The sequence below is a fragment of the Actinomadura sp. KC06 genome, assembly GCF_004348735.1.
Taxonomy (GTDB): Bacteria; Actinomycetota; Actinomycetes; order Streptosporangiales; family Streptosporangiaceae; genus Spirillospora.
The window spans coordinates 1-17,843 of sequence record NZ_SMKT01000047.1 but is presented as its reverse complement, the minus strand read 5'-3'; the positions used below and the strand labels follow the sequence as shown (position 1 = coordinate 17,843).

Sequence of the window (17,843 nt, the reverse complement as noted above, 5' to 3'; positions counted from 1 at the left end):
GGCGAACAGCGTGGTCAGCGCTATTGGCCCCAGCCCGCCCACCTGGATCAATGCCAGGATGACGACCTCGCCGAAGCTCGTCCCGTCGCCTGCGGTGTCGACGGTGTCCAGCCCGGTCACGCGGACGTCGAGGTCGCGGTGAACAGTGCGTCCAGCAGCCGGGCCGACCCGGACTCGTGGGTGGCCGCCGGCAGTCACAGCAGCAGCGTCCCGATCGCGATCCTGACCCGAACACGATGGCCACGTCTTGGGGCCGGGTGTGGAATGCGTTCCAGCAGCACCGTCCCCTTTGCCGCACGCGCCAGGCTGATTCCGCCGAAACAGCGGCACCCGCCCCAGATTAATCCCGCATTAGGGCACATCGCGCCCGCAGTGCGTCAGCGCGGGCAGGCTCGGCCCCACTCGACCGTGACCGGCGTCGCCGCGCTTTGGATGGCGCCCTGCTCCGCGAGCCGCGGGGCAGCGTGGTTAGGCGCCGGAGCCGCGGTCGCGTCCAACCCGCCAGCGCTCGATCAGGGCGGGCATCTCGCGGAACATGAAGCCGTAGAAGTCGCGCATCTCCTCCAGCCGCCGCGCGGCCGGATTGTCAGGGCCAGCGGCCTCGATGCCCCGATCGGCGGCCTCGAACATCGCCTGCACCATGCCGTTCTGGGCCGACATCAACGTGGCCCAAGCGCCCTCGCGCACCCGGTAGTGCTCGCGTCGGCTACCCGGCGCCGGGGCCCGCTCGATCAGCCCGACCGTGGACAGCATCTTGATCGCCCCCGACACGCTGCCAGAGCTGATCCCCAGCCGCTCGGCCAGGTCCGGCGCAGTGACGCTGTCCTCGTCGGCGAACATGAACGCCGCCAGCACCCGCGCGGTCGCCTTCTGCAGCCCGCCCTGGACCAGCACCAATGCCAGGTACTCGGCCGCCTCGGTGGTGTCCGCCAAAGTCATCTCCTCCTCAAAGAACTTGATGAGACCCTAACAGCTCCAAGTCTTCAAAAATCTCTGAAGGCTCTGTATTGTTCTCCCGTATGACAACCACGGCAATCAAACTCGACCACCTCACCAAGAACTACGGCACCCGCCGCGGCCTGGCCGACCTGTCCCTGCAGGTGCGGACAGGCGAGGTGTTCGGCTACCTGGGCCCCAACGGGGCGGGCAAGTCCACCACCATCCGATTGCTACTGGACCTGATCCGCCCAACCTCCGGAACCGCCCACGTGCTCGGACTGGACCCGCGCGCCGACGCGGTGCGACTGCACCGCCGCATCGGCTACCTGGCCGGCGACTTCGTCGCCGACGGCCGGCAGAAGGCCGGCGAATGCCTCAGCTTCCTGGGCAACCTGCGAGGCGGCGTCCCCGCACACCGGATCACTGCACTGGCCGAGCGCCTGGACCTGGACCTGGACGCGCGGATCAAGAGCCTGTCCAAGGGCAACCGGCAGAAGGTCGGGCTCGTCCAGGCGTTCATGCACCAGCCCGAACTGCTGATCCTGGACGAGCCCACCTCCGGCCTTGACCCCCTCATCCAGCAGACCTTCCTCGACATGGTCGCCGAAGCCCGCGCCGAAGGGCACACAGTGTTCATGTCCAGCCACATCATGAGCGAGGTCGAGGCGGTCGCCGACCGCGTCGCGATCATCCGCGAAGGCGAGTTGGTCGCTCTGGACACCGTCGCCGACCTGCGCGCCCGCTCCTTTCTCCAGCTGCGGATCACCTTCGCCGCCCCGGTACGGGCCGAGGAGTTCGCCGGCCTGCCCGGCGTCACCGACCTGACCGTCGACGGCGCCACCCTGACCTGCCGGGTGGATGGCAGCCCGGATCCCTTGATCAAGGCCGCCGCCCGGCACACCGTCACCGGCCTGCGCGCCGACACCCAGGACCTGGAAGAGCTGTTCCACACCTACTACACCAGCCAGAGCGACGAGCCCCGCAGCGGCAACGCCGCTTGAGCCCTCTCACCCCACCGGCACGATGACGAACGGCGGCACCATGACCACCACCCCACCTGCGGCCACCACCGCGATTCCCGGAGCGTCCGGGCTCGCCCGCGCCTTCAGCGGCTCGATGTTCACCAAGACCCTGTACGACAACCGACGCGTCTTCACCGTCTGGGCCGTGGCCACCGGGGTACTGGCAGTGATGTACGGCAGCTTCTATCCGCAGATCACCGCCGACTCCCTGGACGCCGTGCCCGAAGCGATGCACGGCTTCGGCTTCGACGACGCCGCCAGCGCCGCCGGCTACCTTCAAGGCGCGGTGTTCGGGCTGCTCATCCCGTTGCTGGCCACCTTCTACGGCGCCGCCACCGGCGCCCGCATGATCTCCGCCGACGAGGAGTCCGGCTACCTGGACCTACTACTGGCCCACCCGCTGGGCCGCACCCGCCTGCTGCTGCACCGCTTCGCCGCCCTGACCGTCGGCGCCCTGGCGATCGCGGTGGTCGTGCTGGCCGCCATGCTCGCCATCCGCTCCAGCGCCGACCTCAACAGCATCAGCCCCGCAAACTTCACCGCGCAGGCGGTCAACCTGGCCCTGCTGACGATCCTGTTCGGCGCGCTGGCCACCGGCCTGGGCTCCGCCACCGGCAAACCCCGCCCCACCGTCTTCGGCATCACCGCCGGCCTTGGCGTCGCCGCCTACGCCCTGCACGGCTTCGCCCCGCAGATCGGCGCGGACTGGCTCCGCAACCTGACCCCGTACCACTACTACATCGGCGGGGAACCGCTGAAGAACGGCCTCCAATTCGCCGACGCCGCCGTCCTGGCCTGCACCGCGATCATCCTGATCACCGCCGGCGCCTGGCGGCTCAACCGCCGAGACCTGGGCCGCTGAGCGGCACCGACCAGGTCACACCCTGCGGGCCCGCACGCCGACGCGTGCGGGACTATACCCGTTCCACTCGCCCAGACCTTTCACCTGGCGCACAGCCCCGCGCGTCGCCGCCGGACCCGCTCAAGAAGACACCTTCGCAAGCGGGATCCGCCCAGGCCGAATCCGGCTGCGTCCAGGCCCGCGTCCACTCGCTCCCGCAACTCGCCCTCAACCTCGGCGGACACCTGCCGCGGGCCGGGGGGAACCGGCCCGAACCACACGTCGGTCCGCTGAACAGCGAACCCGAGCTGATTGTGCTCCCGCCGCTTGCCCTCCACTAGTTCCTGGTCCGCATCGTCCAGGAAGAAGGGACCACTCCAGTTCCGCCCGCGAAGGTGCCCGTGAACGGGGCCGGTACCCTCGGTGGGGCCTCTGTACGGGTATCGGTTGGTGGAGGCTGGCCCGCACCCGAACCGGGCTCACGCCGTGTGCGGCGGCGGGCCCGCCGGTGGGAGCCCGACCCGCAGACCGGGCCGATCGTGCGGTGGATCTTCGCCCAGCGGCTCCCCGGGCACAGCATGGTGCCTATCATCCGCGCCCTCAACGATATGCAAATTCCTTGCCCGTCAGCGGCAGATCCGCGGCGCAACGCCCACTAGCAAAAGTGCGGGCCGAGGCACACCTCGACCCCGCACCATATGGGGAAAAGGTTCGTGTCCGAGGCCGGACTCGAACCATTCTCCCACCATAATTGTACCACTCGGCCACGTGCCTCTCAACACAAACGCCCTGGTCAACGGGACGGAAGGCTGAGCGGTCATGCCGAACACCGAACCTTCCCCCGCGAACACGGTAATCCGGTGGGCATCCACCCTTAGCGTCATCATCCTGGCGGGCAGCGCTGCTGTGATCAGCTACCGGCACATGTACCAGCTCGTGCTGCGGTACGAAGAGAGCTCTTGGACGGCCGCACTGCTGCCGATCAGCGTGGACGGGATGATCGCGGTGGCCTCGATGTCACTGCTGGTCGACTCCCGGCAAGGTCGCCGCAGCGGGCTCCTTCCATGGACGCTGTTGGTCCTTGGTAGTGCCGCCAGCCTGGGGCCGCCAACGTCGCAGTGGCCGAACCCTCCCTGGTGGGCCGGCTAATCGCCGCATGGCCATCGACGGCCCTGATCGGCTCGTACGAGCTGTTGATGCGGCAGGTCAGAAACGCCTCCCAGCAGAGCGCCTCTGCCGCCTTTGACGGGCCACACGGGAGCCCGCTGACCTGCGGTGACGGTTCATATGTGCCCTCATATGACCCTTCATACGAGACGGCAACAGCCACGAGAGACTCATACGACTCTCATATGAGCCCATTCACCGACAATGCCGACTCATACGAAGCTCATACGCAGCCGGGTGACGACTCAGACAACGCTCAGACGGACACCGTTGAACGTCCCATACGACGCGCAGACGGTAGCAGGGAGAAGGCAGCTGGTGGCGAGCAAGCCGACCGGAGTCGCTCACGGGTGAGGCGGCCGGCGTCTGTGCTGCAGCGACAAGCCTGGCAATGGGCATTGGCCCACCGGACGCCGGACGGTGAGCTCCCCTCTGGTAGAGCGATCGCGCAGGAGTTCGATCGCCGTGAGCGCTGGGGCCGCCTGGTCAAACAAGCCGGACTCGCTGGACATCTCGGCCCTGCCTCAGTGCAGTAGCCACGCAAGTCTCCGCCGCCAGCGACCAGCGTGTGCGTGTGGGCGGTGTCTTAAAGCTGCCTAGGAGGATGAATTGCATTTGCATGTGGTCCAGTTTTCTGGCGGCATCGGGAGTTGGTCCGCTGCGCAGCGAGTCATCGCACAGCACGGTACGAAGAATCTCGTGCTATTGATCGCTGACACCCAGGTCGAAGATTCCGACCTGTGGAGGTTCGCCAGGGAAGCAAGCAGTCAGATCGGCGTGGAGCTCACGGTTGTCGCCGACGGACGCACCCCGTTTCAGGTGTTCTGGGATCAGCGGTTCCTTGGGAACTCTCGGCTCGCGCCTTGTTCGGCAATTCTGAAGCAGCAGCCATGTCGACGCTGGCTTGAAGAGAACGCAAGGATCGAGAACACCATCCTATATGTTGGCATCGACTGGAGCGAGGCACGACGGGCACCGGCGATCGAGCGAGCGAGGCTGGGCGCCGTGGACAGTAAGATTTCCGATGTGCGAACCACCTTATGTCAGCAAAGACGACATGATGGCACACTGCCGAACTTTGGGAATTGAGCCGCCGCGGCTATACGATCTCGGTTTCGTTCATAATAATTGCGGAGGAGTTTACGTGCGTGCTGGCCAACGGCATTGGGCGCATCTCCTGCGCACGTTCCCCGAACGATTTATCGAAGCTGAGCGTCAGGAGCAGGAGTTGCGCGCGGAGTTGGGAGACGTTGCAATCCTACGGGACCGTTCTGGGGGTAGGTCACGTCCTCTCCCGCTCGCAGACTTTCGGCGGCGTCTCGACGGGACGGCGTCAGCAGCTTAGAACGCTCAGCCTCGCATGCCGTGATTTGGGCCGCGTCGCTACGATGCCAATACCCGTGGCGGGCTCGGTGCCGACGAGGAACACGCCCCGCTAATCAGCTGACCGATGTCGAGCTTTCGGATCAGGGGCAGCGACCGGCTGGCGCTGTTCGGCACCTTGCCGTGGTCTGCGGGAGTTGACCGAGAGCTCTCGCAGGGGCCAGGCGCCCACGGTCCAGGGCGTCATCCGGTGATGATCGCACTCGTCCACGCGGTCAGTCCGGCAAAGGAAGCATGGGCGTGCTGTGCGAAGTGGTCCGGCTGGTGCCCAACGCATCCACGAGCAGATCGAGCAGGCGTCCCGGGGGTGCGTACCCCTCGGCCTGGGCGATGAGGTAGTCGCGGGCACGGTGCTTGCGGGCCTGGGCGGTACGGGCGGCCCGGAAGGTGGGATCGGCGGTGATGCGCTGTACCAAATCGGGGAGGCGTTGTTCGGCGTCGGCGTAGAGACGCTGCTCCGCGACCATCGCCTGCTCGATTGCGCGGTCGGTTGCTCGCCACAGCACGCCCCGCGAATATTCACGGTCGAGCGTGCCGTCTTGCTCGGCTGCGGCGTAACGGATCTGGGCCACGCGACGGCGACCCTGTTCGCTGCTTGCGGCGCGGAACTTCGGGAGGGTTATCAGTTCTGCGGCCAGACGGTCAACCATCGCCTTCTCCTCGGCCTCCGACAGCCCCTGTCCGGGATCCTCGTCGGATGCACTGAACGCGGCCAGTTCCTCTTCGAAGGCGTCGAACCAGCCGGCCTGGACGCACCAGCGGTGAACAACGCCCTGAAGGACGAACGCGGCTACCAGGCTGATCGGTCTTCCCGCGTACTGGGCTGCCTTGGCGCGCAGCGCCAACGCTTGGCCGCAGGTGTCGCCGTCAGCCTCCGCATCCGCCGCCATCGCATCGAGTTCGGCGAACTCGTCGGCGTCGAAGCGGTCAGACGCCAGGTAGACGAGGTGTTGTTCGGCGGTCACGGCCAGGTCCAGGAACGCTTCCACAGACAGGTCATCGGGTTCCAGGTGGACGGTAGGGCCGTTGGTGGTGGGCGTAGCCGGGATCAGCGTCAGGCCGCGCTCGGTGGCCAGTCTCGCGATCCGTCCGGCCAGCGATGCCAGCTCGTCGGCTGCTGAGGTGGATGTCATCTGCCGCCTGCCTCCTACGGTGGGAGTATGGATGACTGCGGACAGTAGCGGCCGAGTCTGACAAGCAAGGGTGGCCCAGCGCGTTGGGACTGTGTCTGCCGACGTGTACCAGGAGGAGTCCTCGTGCCGCGGACGGGGAGGCCAGCCGTGCCGGTTCGTTGGCTTCGCGCCGTGGTCTTCCGAGCGGCACAATTGTCCCGCAACTGTTGCGCGACACGTTTGTGTCAGTGGGGACGACGACTTAGTGACAGTGGCTAGCGACAGGTTGTTGTCGGTGCTCCGGGGCGCTGGCGACGGTGTCGTCCGGGGTGATCTGGACGGAGCTTGGCCACGGTCCCGGTGGGGGACCGGCGGCAGGTCCTCGCCAAGTTGGCGGGCCAGGCGGGTGTTGTCTTCGTAGCGCAGGCTGAACAGCACGTCAGGGTGCACGCCGATGCGGTGCGGGCCGATGTCGCTGCAGAGGGCTACAGAGGCTGGACCGCTCCCTTGGCGACAACAGCGCCGAACGCCGTATCTTCCGTGCCTACGCCGACCGCTACGTCCGGCTCGGCCCCGACATTCCCGCGCTGATCCCGCAGGTCTACCTGCACCACCACCCCTACACCACGGTCGAGCGGCGCACGCCCGGCCCGCTCGCGCGCCAGCGCATGGACCTCCTGATGCCTTCCGCCGCACCGCGCCCGCGTCGTCATCGAGTGCGACGGCAAGCAGCACTACGCCGGCGACGGCCGCGCTGACCCCGCCGATACGCCGCGATGATGGCCGAAGACCGCGACCTTCGCCTGAAGGGGTATGAGGTGTACCGGTTCGGCGGCGCCGAACTCACCGACCGCCAGGCCGCGGACCGCATGCTCAACGCGTCCTTCGACCGACTGCACCAGCGCTATCTCAAATGGGTGTGGTTCTTCTTGAAGGACCTGGGTGAGCTGGGGTTTTGAGCGTTCGGTCGCTGTGGGTGGGTTCGTCTTCTACCGTTCGGGGTGGAGGCGACCACGATGGGCTCACTGTTTGAGGAGCTGGCGCGGCGGGAGGTCGCGGTCCGGCAGCGGATCGAGGAGATCTCCGAGCAGATCGCCGAGTTGACAGGGCTGCTGGAGGTCGAGGAGGACCGGCTGTCACGGTTGGTCATCACCCGGGAGACCGTGCATGAGGTGGTGGGTGAGGCGGCCGGAACGGTCGAGGATCTGGTGGCTGAGTCCGGATCGGTTGATCCCGGTGAGGCGGCGTCGCCGATCGGGGTTTTGACGGTGCCGCCGTGGCGGCCGGGCATGACGGCCTCGGCGTTGCCGGCCGCGTATCGGGACGCGGTGGGTGCGACGTGAAAGTCGCATGTTGTGAGTGGTCGCGTTGTTTGGAGGTTCGATTGTTGGAGACGTGACTCGGTCCAGTGTCCGTGGGGGCTGTCCCCGCCTCGGCGTGCGTCGTGGGTAACCGCGGGGTGCGAAGCCCGAGGTAGAAGCCGAAGCCGTTGCTGTTCCATCCAGTGACGGCGGGCGAGGGGAAGACCGGACGGGTGAAGATATCTGAATCTCCGCATGCTTCGTAATCCCGGCTTCCGTCGATGGAATGCAGGAGGCGGATGACAGGGCTGGCCGCTGCGAAACGGCAGGTGCCGATCATTGAACCACCGCTTGATCGGGAGGACACCGCCGCCCCGGAGTATAGGAGGCACCCACCCCGGTCGTATCTCACACATGCGGAACACGGAAAACCCGACAGGGTCCGGACCGCCTGGGGGCGGGCTGGTAGGTCGACCGTAAGGGAGGCGGAATCCCCTGGTGGGAACAAGATGCCCAAGAAGCGAATGCCGGTTATGCCGGAAACGGCATCGCTGCCGCCGGGTCACAAGACTGGTGGTGGCGGACGAAAGTCGACAGGAAACCAGAGCGACATGACGGCACCTCCATGCCGTTGCTGCTGGATAACTGGCCGGACACCGGGCCTGGTGCCCGGGCCCCGAAAGGGGTGCTGACATGGGCAGGTGGGCCTTTGAAGACATGCAGCTCGAAACGCCGGAACCGAGGGGCAAGTTAGACACCGATGGTGAACGGACCTAAGGACGTCCCTCCCGTGTGGGACGCTATTGACTGGCGTCTGCACGAGGAGAACGTACGGCGGCTACGGCAGCGGATCTTCAAGGCGGCGCAGGATGGTTGCCCGGCCAAGCTCAGGAACCTGCAGAAACTCATGCTGCGGAGCTGGAGCAACACGCTGGTCAGCGTGCGACAGGCGACGCAGTTGAATGCTGGACGCAAAACAGCCGGGGTCGATGAGGAGGTCGCGCTGACTCCCTCTGCCAGGATGGAAATGGCGATGCGGGTGCATCGTGAGACTTCAACCTGGCGTCCCCGACCAGTGAAGAGGGTTCACATACCCAAGGCGGGAAACCGTGCAAAGCTGAGGCCGCTCGGAATTCCAGTGATCGCGGATCGATGCCATCAAGGCAGGGTCTGTAACGCGCTGGAACCTGAGTGGGAGGCCCGATTCGAACCCCGATCCTACGGGTTCCGGCCGGGTCGAAGCTGCCATGATGCGATAGGAGTTTTCTTTACGGCCTGCGCACAGTCGAGGACCAAGCGGGTCTGGGTCCTGGACGCGGATCTGGCGGCGGCGTTCGACAAAATCGATCACTCCAGGCTCCTTGAGGCCATCGGATCGTTCCCCGCCAAGGAACTGATCCGGCACTGGCTGAAGGCAGGGGTGATAGAGGCAGGAAAAGGGTTCGCGCCAACCGATGCAGGTACGCCACAAGGGGGCGTTATAAGCCCGCTTCTGCTGAACGTCGCATTGCACGGGCTGGAAACGGCCGCTGGAGTCAGGTACTACCCCGCATCCCACAATCAAGCGGGACGGGTTCAACCGGGGTCGCCGATGGTCATCCGTTACGCGGACGATCTGGTCGCGCTCTGCCACAGCCAGCGGCAGGCCGAGCTGGTCAAGGCCAAAATCGCCGAGTGGCTAGCCCCGAAGGGGCTGACCTTCAACGAAGAGAAGACCAGGATAGTGCACATCGACGATGGGTACGATTTCCTGGGATTCAACATCCGGCGATACAGTGGCACGCTGCTGATCAAACCATCGAAGGCGGCCATCCAGCGGATCCGGGAACGGCTTCGCGTCGAGCTCCGCGCTTTACGCGGGGCCAACGCGGCGGCGGTTATCGCCAGGATCAACCCCATTATCCGGGGTTGGGCGGCTTACTACCGGGGCGTGGTGTCGTCCGGCATCTTCACCAGCCTGGACCACTACCTGTGGGTCCTCTGCTACAAGTGGGCGACCTACAGGCACGCCACCAAATCGAAGAATTGGGTCGTGGCCCGCTACTTCGGTAAATTCAACAAGTTCAGGAATGATCAATGGGTGTTCGGTGACGCCGCCAGCGGCGCCTACCTGGTGAAAATGTCCTGGACACCCATCGTCCGGCACACCAAGGTCAACGGCACGGCGTCCCCAGACGACCCTGCCCTGGCCGAGTACTGGGCCAAGCGGCGCCGTCGCGTCACACCCCCGTTGGACAGCTACACGCTGCGTCTGCTCACCAGGCAGGACGGCCGCTGCTCGATCTGCCGGGGCCCCCTGCTGACCGACGACCAGCCGCAGTCCACCCACGAGTGGGAACGATGGTGGTTGCACATCGTCCGCAGGGCGATCAGCGCTGACCATCTCGTTCATCACGGACGGCCCAGCTCGCCGGACGGTGATCAGACCCGCCTCGTCCATGCGGCCTGCCAGCGCGAACTCCTCACTCGCCAGCGCAGCCGCACGGCCTGCAAACCTGCGCCGCCCTCGGCGGCTTGCTTGCGCTGACCCGCGGTGAAAGCCGCACGGGCAGTGCTGAGGGGAGGCCGACGGGGCAACCCGTCGGCCTTACCCGATAGATCTTGGCCGATGCGGCCGCGCCGGTGCGGGCTGGGCAGGTCGCGGCCGCGATGGGGTTGGAGGACTCGGCGGCCAAGCGGGAGGCGCTGCGGTCCAAGCTGAAGCGGCTGGTCGAGCGCGGCTGAGCGACCGAGAACGAGCCGGGGCTGTTCACGTTGACCGGCTCGGCGGCGCGCGGGCTGGCCGCTGGTCCCAGTGGTGGGTTGGGCGGTGGGCAGGACGGCATTGCTTGGTCACCGGCCGGGTGATTGCGGCGGGCTCTTGCCCGGGTGCAGGTTCGAAGGCAACCACACCTGGTGAACCGACCGCGCCGGGAAGAAGAGCCCGCGATGGAAAACTACGTCGCCGGCGCCGATGCTGACGCCTTTGCGGCCGCGAAGACAACGTTCAACTGTCTCATCCGACAGCTCACCGATTCGGTGACTCTGTCGGTCAGCCACGATCGGCTCGAGGATCTGCTGCTGGAGCGGGGGCGGGAGCTGCAACGGCTGTTGCTGCAGGCGCAACTGGACCTGCGGGCGATGCGTGAACGCCAGGCCGCTGAGCACCTTCGCGGCACCGGCGCCGGGATCATCGGGCCCGACGGGATGCGACGGCGCCGGCTGGAGGCCGGGCATCATCGGCTGCTGGCCACGGTGTTCGGCATGGTGACCGTCACCCGCTGCGCCTGGCGCGCTGCCGGGACCGGGTATCTGCATCCGGCCGACGCGGCGTTGTCGCTGCCGGCCGGGCGGCACTCGCACGGGCTGGCCCGTCTGGCCGCGCTGGAGGCGGTGCGTGGTTCGTTCGACCAGGCGCTGGAGGCGATCGGCGTCCGCTGCGGGAAGGTGGTGGGCAAACGGCAGCTGCTGGAGCTGGTGCGGCGGGCGGCGGTCGATATCGACACCTTCAACGCCTCGCTCATGCCGATGCCGCGCACCGCCGACGAACTACTGGTCCTGTCCACCGACGCCAAGGGGATCGTGATGCGGCCCGAGGCGTTGCGGCCGGCCACCGCCAAGGCCGCCGCCCGCGCCAAACGCACCTTCCGCACCCGCCTGGCCGCCGGGGAGAAGCCCGCCCGAAAACGCATGGCCACCCTCGCAGTGGTCTACGACGCGGTCCCGGCACCCCGCCGCCCGCATGACGTGATCGCCGTTCCCGGCGGACGGCACGGGACCAGACGGCCGCGACATGGGCCGCGGGCGAGGAGGAAGTGGTTGTGCGGTTCGGTGATCGCCGAACCGGACGAGGTAATCGCCCGCGTCTTCGACCACGCCCAATCGCGCGATCCCACCCACGCCCGGGCCTGGGTCGTGCTGGTCGACGGCGCCAGGCACCAGCTTGATCTGATCCGTGCCGAGGCCGCCCGGCGGAAGGCACCGATCCACATCATTCTGGATTTCGTTCATGTGATCGAAAAGCTCTGGGCTGCGGCCTGGGACCTGCACCGCCCGGGGCGACGACGCCGCCGAGGACTGGGTCGCCACCCACGCCCTGGCACTGCTGGCCGGACACACCGACCAGGTCACCGCAGCCCTGGACGCTCAGGCCGCCACGCTCGGCCACCACCACCGGGCCGAGATCGACACGGCTATCCGCTATCTGACCAACCATGTCGCGTTCCTGCGCTATGACCGGGCACTGCAAGCGGGATGGCCGATCGCCACCGGCGTCATCGAGGGAGCGGTCCGACACATCGTGGCCGACCGCCTGGATATCGGTGGCGCCAGAAGGGACTTGGAAGGAGCCGAAGCCGTCCTGAAACTGCGGACCGTGGTCGCCAACGGCCACTTCCCCGCCTACTGGAGCCACCACCTCGACCAGGAACACCACCGCATTCACCCAGACCACCAACACGAGTACAACCTGACCGCGTGATCAACCCTGTTCTTCAGAAGGAACCACCCAAGTCAGTTGGTCGCGGTGCTGAGCAGGTCGCGATAGTCGGCGCATCGGACGGTACGGCCGGGACGGCCGTCGAAGATGTTCAGCTCGACCTTCTTGACGCCGGGGATCGCCTGTGCAGTGCACACGATCTGCGCCTGCCACAGGCGCGGCCACTTCTCGGGCCGGATCGTCGTCTGCAACGCGACGGTGACGGTCCCCGAGCCGTCTGTTTCGTGGATGGCCGCTGGTGGCGCCCCAGGTGGACGGATTCCGTCCCGTGAGGGGTCGGGTAGCCCGGCGACGAGCCCGACACCGGGCAAGGTGCTGTCCAGGCCCGCTCGGCGTTCGTTGTCGGTGACGCCGTACCCGAGTTGCCACAGCGGCATCAGCGGAGCCCCGGGCAACCCGGGCCGGACCACTGGTACCAGCCGGCCGTCCTTGATGAAGTAGATGGTGTTGTTGACGACCGGGCCCTGCCCGGTGGGCAGAGCCCCGACCCTGGTGACGCCGGTCGGCTGGACGCCGCAGCCGCCCACCAGGACCACAGTTGCGGCGAGCACCGTCACGACGTGCCTGCCGCTCATCGTGTCCCCGCCACGGGCAGCCAGAGGGTGAACACCGCTCCCGCTTGGAGGCCGGCGGATGCTTCCAGCGTCCCGCCGTGAAGTGATGCGTTCTCTCGCGCGATCGCCAGGCCCAACCCGCTGCCCGCGCTCTGCGAGCGGGCCGCCCCGGCCTTGAAGAACCGGTCGAAGATCAGTGGCAGCAGGTCGTCGGGGACGCCCGGTCCCGCGTCCGCGACCGAGAGTTCGAACCCCGGCACGCCATCGCGCTCGGCACGGCGGACCTCCAAGCGCACCGGCGGCCGCCCGTGCCGGAACGCGTTGCCGACCAGATTGGCCACGATGACGTCGAATCGGCGCGGGTCCACCCGGACAACCAGGTCGCCGGGGGCCGCAACCGCGACTTGGCCGGTCCAGCCGCGCGCGTCAAGGACGGCCGCAATAGCCTCGGCCACGACCACATCGTCCAAGACGAGCGCGGCCGCACCAGCGTCAAACCGGCTGATCTCGATCAGGTGCTCCACCAGCGCGCCGAGCCGCCGCGTCCCGGCCACCACCAGCCGCGCCGCCGTCGGATCCGGTTCGTCCTCCAGCACGTCGGTGAGGGCGGTCATCGCGGTGAGCGGAGTGCGCAGCTCATGTGAGACGTCCGCCACGAACCCCCGCGCCGCCTCCTCCAACGCGCGCAGTTCGGTCACCGTGGTCTCCAGGGCGCCCGCCGCCCGATTGAACGTGTGGGCCAAGTCGGCCAGCTCGTCCCGGCCCCGAACCTGTACTCGCGTCGTCAGTTCGCCCTCGGCGAGCGCCCGTGCCCCCGCGCCAAGGCGCCGGACCGGCCGCAGCAGCCCATGCGCGGCCGCCAACGCCAGACCTAGTCCGAACAGCAGCGCAGCGGCATCCGCCATGGCCATCGCCCGAATGAACGACCGCAGGTCAGCGGCTTCCCGATCCAGGCTGACGCTGACCAGGACAATCGGTGGGGAGGTGCGCTGCGCGCCGACCGCCGAGCCGCGATATATGGTCACGGACGTCCCGACCAGCAGGTACGGCCGTCCCAGATGCCGTACTCGCTGAACGACCATGGCCCGCACAGCCCGCGCCGCGAACACGGCGGGCACCGGCACATGCAGGCAGCCAGGGGCAGGCGAAGGCACCGGCCGGCCCGGCGGCGACGTCACCACGCAGGCCCGCTGGCGCTGGTCGGCAGTGCGCAACGCCGCCTGCAGGGTCGCCTGCAGGGTCCTGTCCGCGTTCGCCGGCATCTGGACGGGCACCAGCCGTTCGACGGTCTGCCGGACCTGGGTCGCCACGGCGTCCTGGGTGCGTTCCAGCATCGCATCGCGCACCAGCACGTACCCAACGCCGGAGGCCAGAACCGACGCCAGCAGCGCCACGGCGGTGAACGCCGCTGCCGTCCGCATCCGCAGGCTCGTCATCGAGTCACCGACCGGCATCCGGCCCCAAGCTTGCCGTGGCGCCGCGCTCCGATACCGAACGGCACCAGAGCTGCCGCCGCCCCCGCCAAAGGATCGCCCTGCCCATAGAGAACGCTCAGCACCGGAACAGTATGCAGCCGCCCGTGACCATGCAGCGGCTATGTCTCGAAATCCAGACATAGAACGAAAACGAACGGGGTGTGGGTCCTTTGCAAGGACCTCGCCACCTGCACGGGCTGCGGACTCGTGGGTCGGAGTACGAGTCGTTCGGTCCTGCCCACGGATCCGGAGGCGAGCCCGGGGCGAACGCGGCGGTAGGCCCTGTTCCGTTCTCGCGCGTCATCAGCGACCTTGCAGCGGAACGGCAGGACGGCGGGCCCAGCGTGAACCCGACCGAATTGGTGCATCCCCAGCTCAGCAGGTCCTTACAAAGGAACCGCACCCATCTCAAATGACCAACGAGCTGGGTCATGCTCCAGCCCGCACTACGGTCGCGGCGTCGAGGCGGCGGTGCACCAGCGACAGCATCGAGCACAGATCGAGCGCGTCCGGTTCGGTTAGCGCCCACCCCGCCGTCGCGCGCGGGGTGTGCGCCGGCGGGTTCCGGAAGGTCCCGAAGATGCCCCTGAGCAGGTTCGCGAACCCGCGATGCTCACTGATCTCCGACTCGGTGCCATAGGCGTTGATCCGCACGACCGGCGCCCCAGCCGCAGCGCCGAAGCACTGGTCGACCAGCCCGGCGCCGTCGCCGGACAACCCGCTCATCTGCCGCAGTCGCTCGCTGACGCCCTTGGTCGCCTCGAACACCGCGTGGAACAGCGACTTGCGCAGCAGTTCCTCCTCGCAGTAGCGCAGGACCTCGGGGTGAACGCCGCGGCGCGCCAGCTCGGTCCGCAGCCGGCCGGCCATTCGAGCCACCTCGTCCAGCGTGGTCGCCGTCGCCGCCGCTCTGGCGACCTTGCCCTGCTCGTTGACCCGAAGGCCGACCAGCGACAACGCCTCCGTCAGCCCGTCGCGAAGTGCGTCGAACCGACGCTGGTCCTGAATGAACCGGCCCGGTGCCATCGCCTCGGTGATGAACCGGATGATGCAGTTGCTCGCCTGATCGCGGTGCTGCTGGTTGAGCAGCGCAGCCCACAGGCGAGTGCGCTTGTTGGGCGCCTCCACATCGGCGACCCTGACCATCCCCAACAACCGGGTGATCTCCGCGTTGCTCAGACCCGGCCAGCCGGTGCTGGCCAGGACATCGGCGACCGCCTGGACAACGTCCGACGACCACGGCGGATGCAAACTCTTCGAAGGCACGGCTACATGATGACGGTCACATACCGTGCTATCGCACCCGGTTTTCCCATTCCACGCGCATCAGAACAACTCGATCGCACATGCGCGCCTCCACTACCGGCTGCCCTGCCTCGTGGTGCACCTTGCACGCGGGCCGGTCCCCATAGGTCATCACGAGGCTCCGCTGCCCAACCTGGCCGCCAAAGCCTGCGCAGGCGCAGTTGTTCCGCGCCCGCGTCGGCGCGGCCCGGCGACTCACCGAGCCTCGACAGGTGCCCAGCGCTTGGGAAATTCGTAGCTGTCGATCATGTTCTTTCGCCACAGTGACAGGATGAGCTCAGTGGAAAAGCCGCTCCTGCGACCGGTTGCCGAAGACGGCGACTGGCGGGACACCGCGATCATTGGATACCTCGAAGGCGACGGGGCACTGGCTGCTGGCTATCTGGATGCCGCGCAGGTCCTGGTCGATCATTGGAATGCGCACCGTCCCGCCGACCACCGGGTCCTCTCGGCCCTCAACTTGTTGCGGCACGGGATCGAACTTGCGCTCGGACCAGGTCCGCGAAGCCGCCGCGCGTATGCGTGCCGACGGCATTGACGACCCGGACCTGGCGCCAGAGGCCGTGGACCGCCGTCTGTCGACCAGCCACTCGATCAGCGCTCTTGTAACGGAGCTGAACAATTACCTAGGCCAGCTGCAGCTCGGCACCAACGACAAGCTCCCCGCGGACACCATGGAGGTTCTGCAGAGCCTGCACCTGCTGGACGAGAAAGGCCAAGCCCTGCGCTACGGCACCGTCAAGGTCGGCAAGGGCAAGAACAGCAAACTCGTGCCCGCTCGCCCCGAGCAGCAGGCGTTCGACTTCCCTGCGGTGGCCACTGCGCTCCACAACGCCGGCACGCTCAGCTCCTGTACGGGGTGTCCGGCGTCCTCGGCGAGTACGAGGAGTACCAGAGGGATATGCAGCGGATGTACGGCGAGGCGTATTAGGGATCATGATGGCAGGCAACGCTCAAGGTGCAGCTCGCGCCGAGGACGAGCTCAAGGTCGCGACCTATGCTTCGGACTATCTGCAGGTCTACACCGAGACGATCGACCGGTACTACGCCGCCGTCCTGCAGGAACTGATCACCCTGGAAGCCGCCGCAGACATGCTGCCGCTGTATGACCGGCGGCTCGGCGTGGACACCGGCGTCGTGGCTGCCCACGCTGCCACCGACTTCTACCTGTTCTTCGTAGACGCCGCGCAGGTGTCCGTGGTCCGCGTGGAGCAGCTATCCGGGCGACTCGACGCTGAGTGGACGCACACGGCCGCTTACGACCGGCGATTGGCCGACGTGCGACAGTGGCTTAATCTGCGCCTGCCCGAGCTCGCCGAGCCGGTCAACATGCCGCACACGGACTTTTCCTCCTTCGACACCGACTACTGGCAAACTCAGGCACGCGAACACGGGGCTGCTGCCGCACGACGCGACGCTGACCGGGCCGCGGCAAATCTGCCCCGCCTGCGCGAGACGGCCCAGCGCTCCTGGGAACGAAACCAGCTCGCCCAGCGCTACCGGGACCTGAGCACCTCGGGACTGACGCCTCAGAACCGCGGCACACAGTTCGAGCGGCTCTGGCGGGACCTGCTTTCCTTCCCACGGGTGGCACCCGAAGAAGGTTCGGATCAGCGGTGAGGACAACGACTTCACTGCCCTGTACAACGGCTCCACATCCTCGGCGAGACGCGCTGGTTCGCCACACCGATGACCGGTGGCAAGATGCGCGAGTTCCTCGCCAAACTCGACACTCGCCCCCAGACCATCGGACTGTTCGTATCCCACTCCGGCTATGACGACGGCGCACTGACCGTCATCCGCCGCTCCGTCGCAACCAAGACCGTCGTTCGCTTCGACCGAGCCGACATCGACAACCTGTTCCTGCACCGCACCGACTTGGGTGACCTGTTCAGTGAGAAGCTTCGCGACGTCTACGACCACCTCTTCGAACGCGACGACCAAACGTAGCGAGCTCCGCCGCCGTCAGCCCAGCAGCGGGCGGAGACCCGTACCCTATGCCGACACGCCACTGACATTAATTCGGCGTACGGCGCTGACAACATTTCGCCCTGAACAGCAACCGAGAAGCGTGCAAGAAAGGTGCCGTGTGCTTCAAGGGCGACCCATCACAGCCGTCGCCGCGGATACCACGACTTCTGGGACTGTACAAATAACGGCGGATCTAACGATCAAGGAAGAGACGCCACATGACCGAGACCGCCGAGCCGTCCGCGACCGTGGACGAGTCCGTTGAACAGGGCCAGGACCAGGCCGTGAGGCCGGAG

The 17,843-nt window shown here is 67.1% G+C and carries 16 protein-coding genes and 1 pseudogene; 12 read left to right on the top strand and 5 right to left on the bottom strand.

All coding sequences use genetic code 11. The features are described 5' to 3' along the window. Positions 1 to 468: 468 nt before the first annotated feature. Positions 469 to 933: a MarR family transcriptional regulator gene (locus E1287_RS17190; RefSeq protein WP_243719113.1), complete on the bottom strand. Its 465-nt coding sequence runs from the start codon at positions 931 to 933 to the stop codon at positions 469 to 471. Between the two features lie 86 nt (positions 934 to 1,019). On the opposite strand from E1287_RS17190, the gene E1287_RS17185 reads away from it, so the two are divergent. The 4 genes from E1287_RS17185 (at position 1,020) to E1287_RS17165 (ending at position 5,058) form a co-directional block, all read left to right on the top strand. Beyond that, the gene (locus E1287_RS17185) at positions 1,020 to 1,940 is read left to right on the top strand and encodes an ABC transporter ATP-binding protein (RefSeq protein WP_131965961.1); all 921 of its coding nucleotides are present in this window, start codon (positions 1,020 to 1,022) and stop codon (positions 1,938 to 1,940) included. 40 nt (positions 1,941 to 1,980) lie between these two features. Beyond that, positions 1,981 to 2,823, top strand: a complete 843-nt coding sequence (locus E1287_RS17180) for an ABC transporter permease subunit (protein ID WP_131965960.1) — start codon at positions 1,981 to 1,983, stop codon at positions 2,821 to 2,823. Positions 2,824 to 3,621: 798 nt separating this feature from the next. Continuing rightward, positions 3,622 to 3,951, top strand: coding sequence for a DUF2637 domain-containing protein (locus E1287_RS17170; protein WP_243719111.1), 330 nt, complete (start codon positions 3,622 to 3,624; stop codon positions 3,949 to 3,951). A 627-nt stretch (positions 3,952 to 4,578) separates the two neighbouring features. Then, entirely contained in the window at positions 4,579 to 5,058 is a 480-nt protein-coding gene (locus E1287_RS17165; protein ID WP_243719109.1) for a hypothetical protein, read from the top strand. Positions 5,059 to 5,567: 509 nt separating this feature from the next. Here E1287_RS17165 and E1287_RS17160 read toward each other — a convergent pair. After that, on the bottom strand, positions 5,568 to 6,485 hold the full coding sequence (locus E1287_RS17160; protein ID WP_131965959.1) for a hypothetical protein: 918 nt from the start codon (positions 6,483 to 6,485) through the stop codon (positions 5,568 to 5,570). Between the two features lie 755 nt (positions 6,486 to 7,240). Here E1287_RS17160 and E1287_RS17155 point away from each other — a divergent pair. The 5 genes and pseudogenes from E1287_RS17155 (at position 7,241) to E1287_RS17140 (ending at position 12,224) form a co-directional block, all read left to right on the top strand. After that, positions 7,241 to 7,423, top strand: a complete 183-nt coding sequence (locus tag E1287_RS17155; protein ID WP_131965958.1) for a hypothetical protein — start codon at positions 7,241 to 7,243, stop codon at positions 7,421 to 7,423. A 42-nt stretch (positions 7,424 to 7,465) separates the two neighbouring features. Continuing rightward, the gene (locus E1287_RS17150) at positions 7,466 to 7,807 is read left to right on the top strand and encodes a hypothetical protein (RefSeq protein WP_131965957.1); all 342 of its coding nucleotides are present in this window, start codon (positions 7,466 to 7,468) and stop codon (positions 7,805 to 7,807) included. A gap of 748 nt (positions 7,808 to 8,555) precedes the next feature. Next, entirely contained in the window at positions 8,556 to 10,292 is a 1,737-nt protein-coding gene (ltrA, locus tag E1287_RS17145; protein ID WP_207934263.1) for a group II intron reverse transcriptase/maturase, read from the top strand. Positions 10,293 to 10,366: 74 nt separating this feature from the next. Then, complete coding sequence (locus E1287_RS46345; RefSeq protein WP_279505289.1) at positions 10,367 to 10,489, top strand: hypothetical protein; 123 nt, start codon at positions 10,367 to 10,369, stop codon at positions 10,487 to 10,489. Positions 10,490 to 10,693: 204 nt separating this feature from the next. Further along, positions 10,694 to 12,224, top strand: a pseudogene (locus E1287_RS17140) (ISKra4 family transposase). A 32-nt stretch (positions 12,225 to 12,256) separates the two neighbouring features. Here E1287_RS17140 and E1287_RS17135 read toward each other — a convergent pair. From E1287_RS17135 to E1287_RS17125, 3 genes are all read right to left on the bottom strand, one after another. After that, complete coding sequence (locus E1287_RS17135; RefSeq protein WP_131965955.1) at positions 12,257 to 12,817, bottom strand: hypothetical protein; 561 nt, start codon at positions 12,815 to 12,817, stop codon at positions 12,257 to 12,259. After that, a complete protein-coding gene (locus E1287_RS17130; RefSeq protein ID WP_207934262.1) occupies positions 12,814 to 14,190 on the bottom strand; it encodes a HAMP domain-containing sensor histidine kinase in 1,377 nt (458 codons plus the stop codon). Before E1287_RS17130 ends, E1287_RS17135 begins: the two co-directional genes overlap by 4 nt. A gap of 510 nt (positions 14,191 to 14,700) precedes the next feature. Then, on the bottom strand, positions 14,701 to 15,537 hold the full coding sequence (locus E1287_RS17125) for a TIGR02391 family protein (protein WP_131965953.1): 837 nt from the start codon (positions 15,535 to 15,537) through the stop codon (positions 14,701 to 14,703). A gap of 310 nt (positions 15,538 to 15,847) precedes the next feature. Between E1287_RS17125 and E1287_RS17120 the strand changes: the two genes are divergently transcribed. The 3 genes from E1287_RS17120 to E1287_RS17110 all read left to right on the top strand — a co-directional run bounded on the left by E1287_RS17120 (position 15,848) and on the right by E1287_RS17110 (position 17,526). Further along, entirely contained in the window at positions 15,848 to 16,114 is a 267-nt protein-coding gene (locus tag E1287_RS17120; protein WP_131965952.1) for a hypothetical protein, read from the top strand. A 398-nt stretch (positions 16,115 to 16,512) separates the two neighbouring features. Continuing rightward, positions 16,513 to 17,196, top strand: coding sequence for a hypothetical protein (locus E1287_RS17115; protein WP_131965951.1), 684 nt, complete (start codon positions 16,513 to 16,515; stop codon positions 17,194 to 17,196). 69 nt (positions 17,197 to 17,265) lie between these two features. Then, positions 17,266 to 17,526: a hypothetical protein gene (locus E1287_RS17110; protein ID WP_131965950.1), complete on the top strand. Its 261-nt coding sequence runs from the start codon at positions 17,266 to 17,268 to the stop codon at positions 17,524 to 17,526. Positions 17,527 to 17,843: the final 317 nt, after the last annotated feature.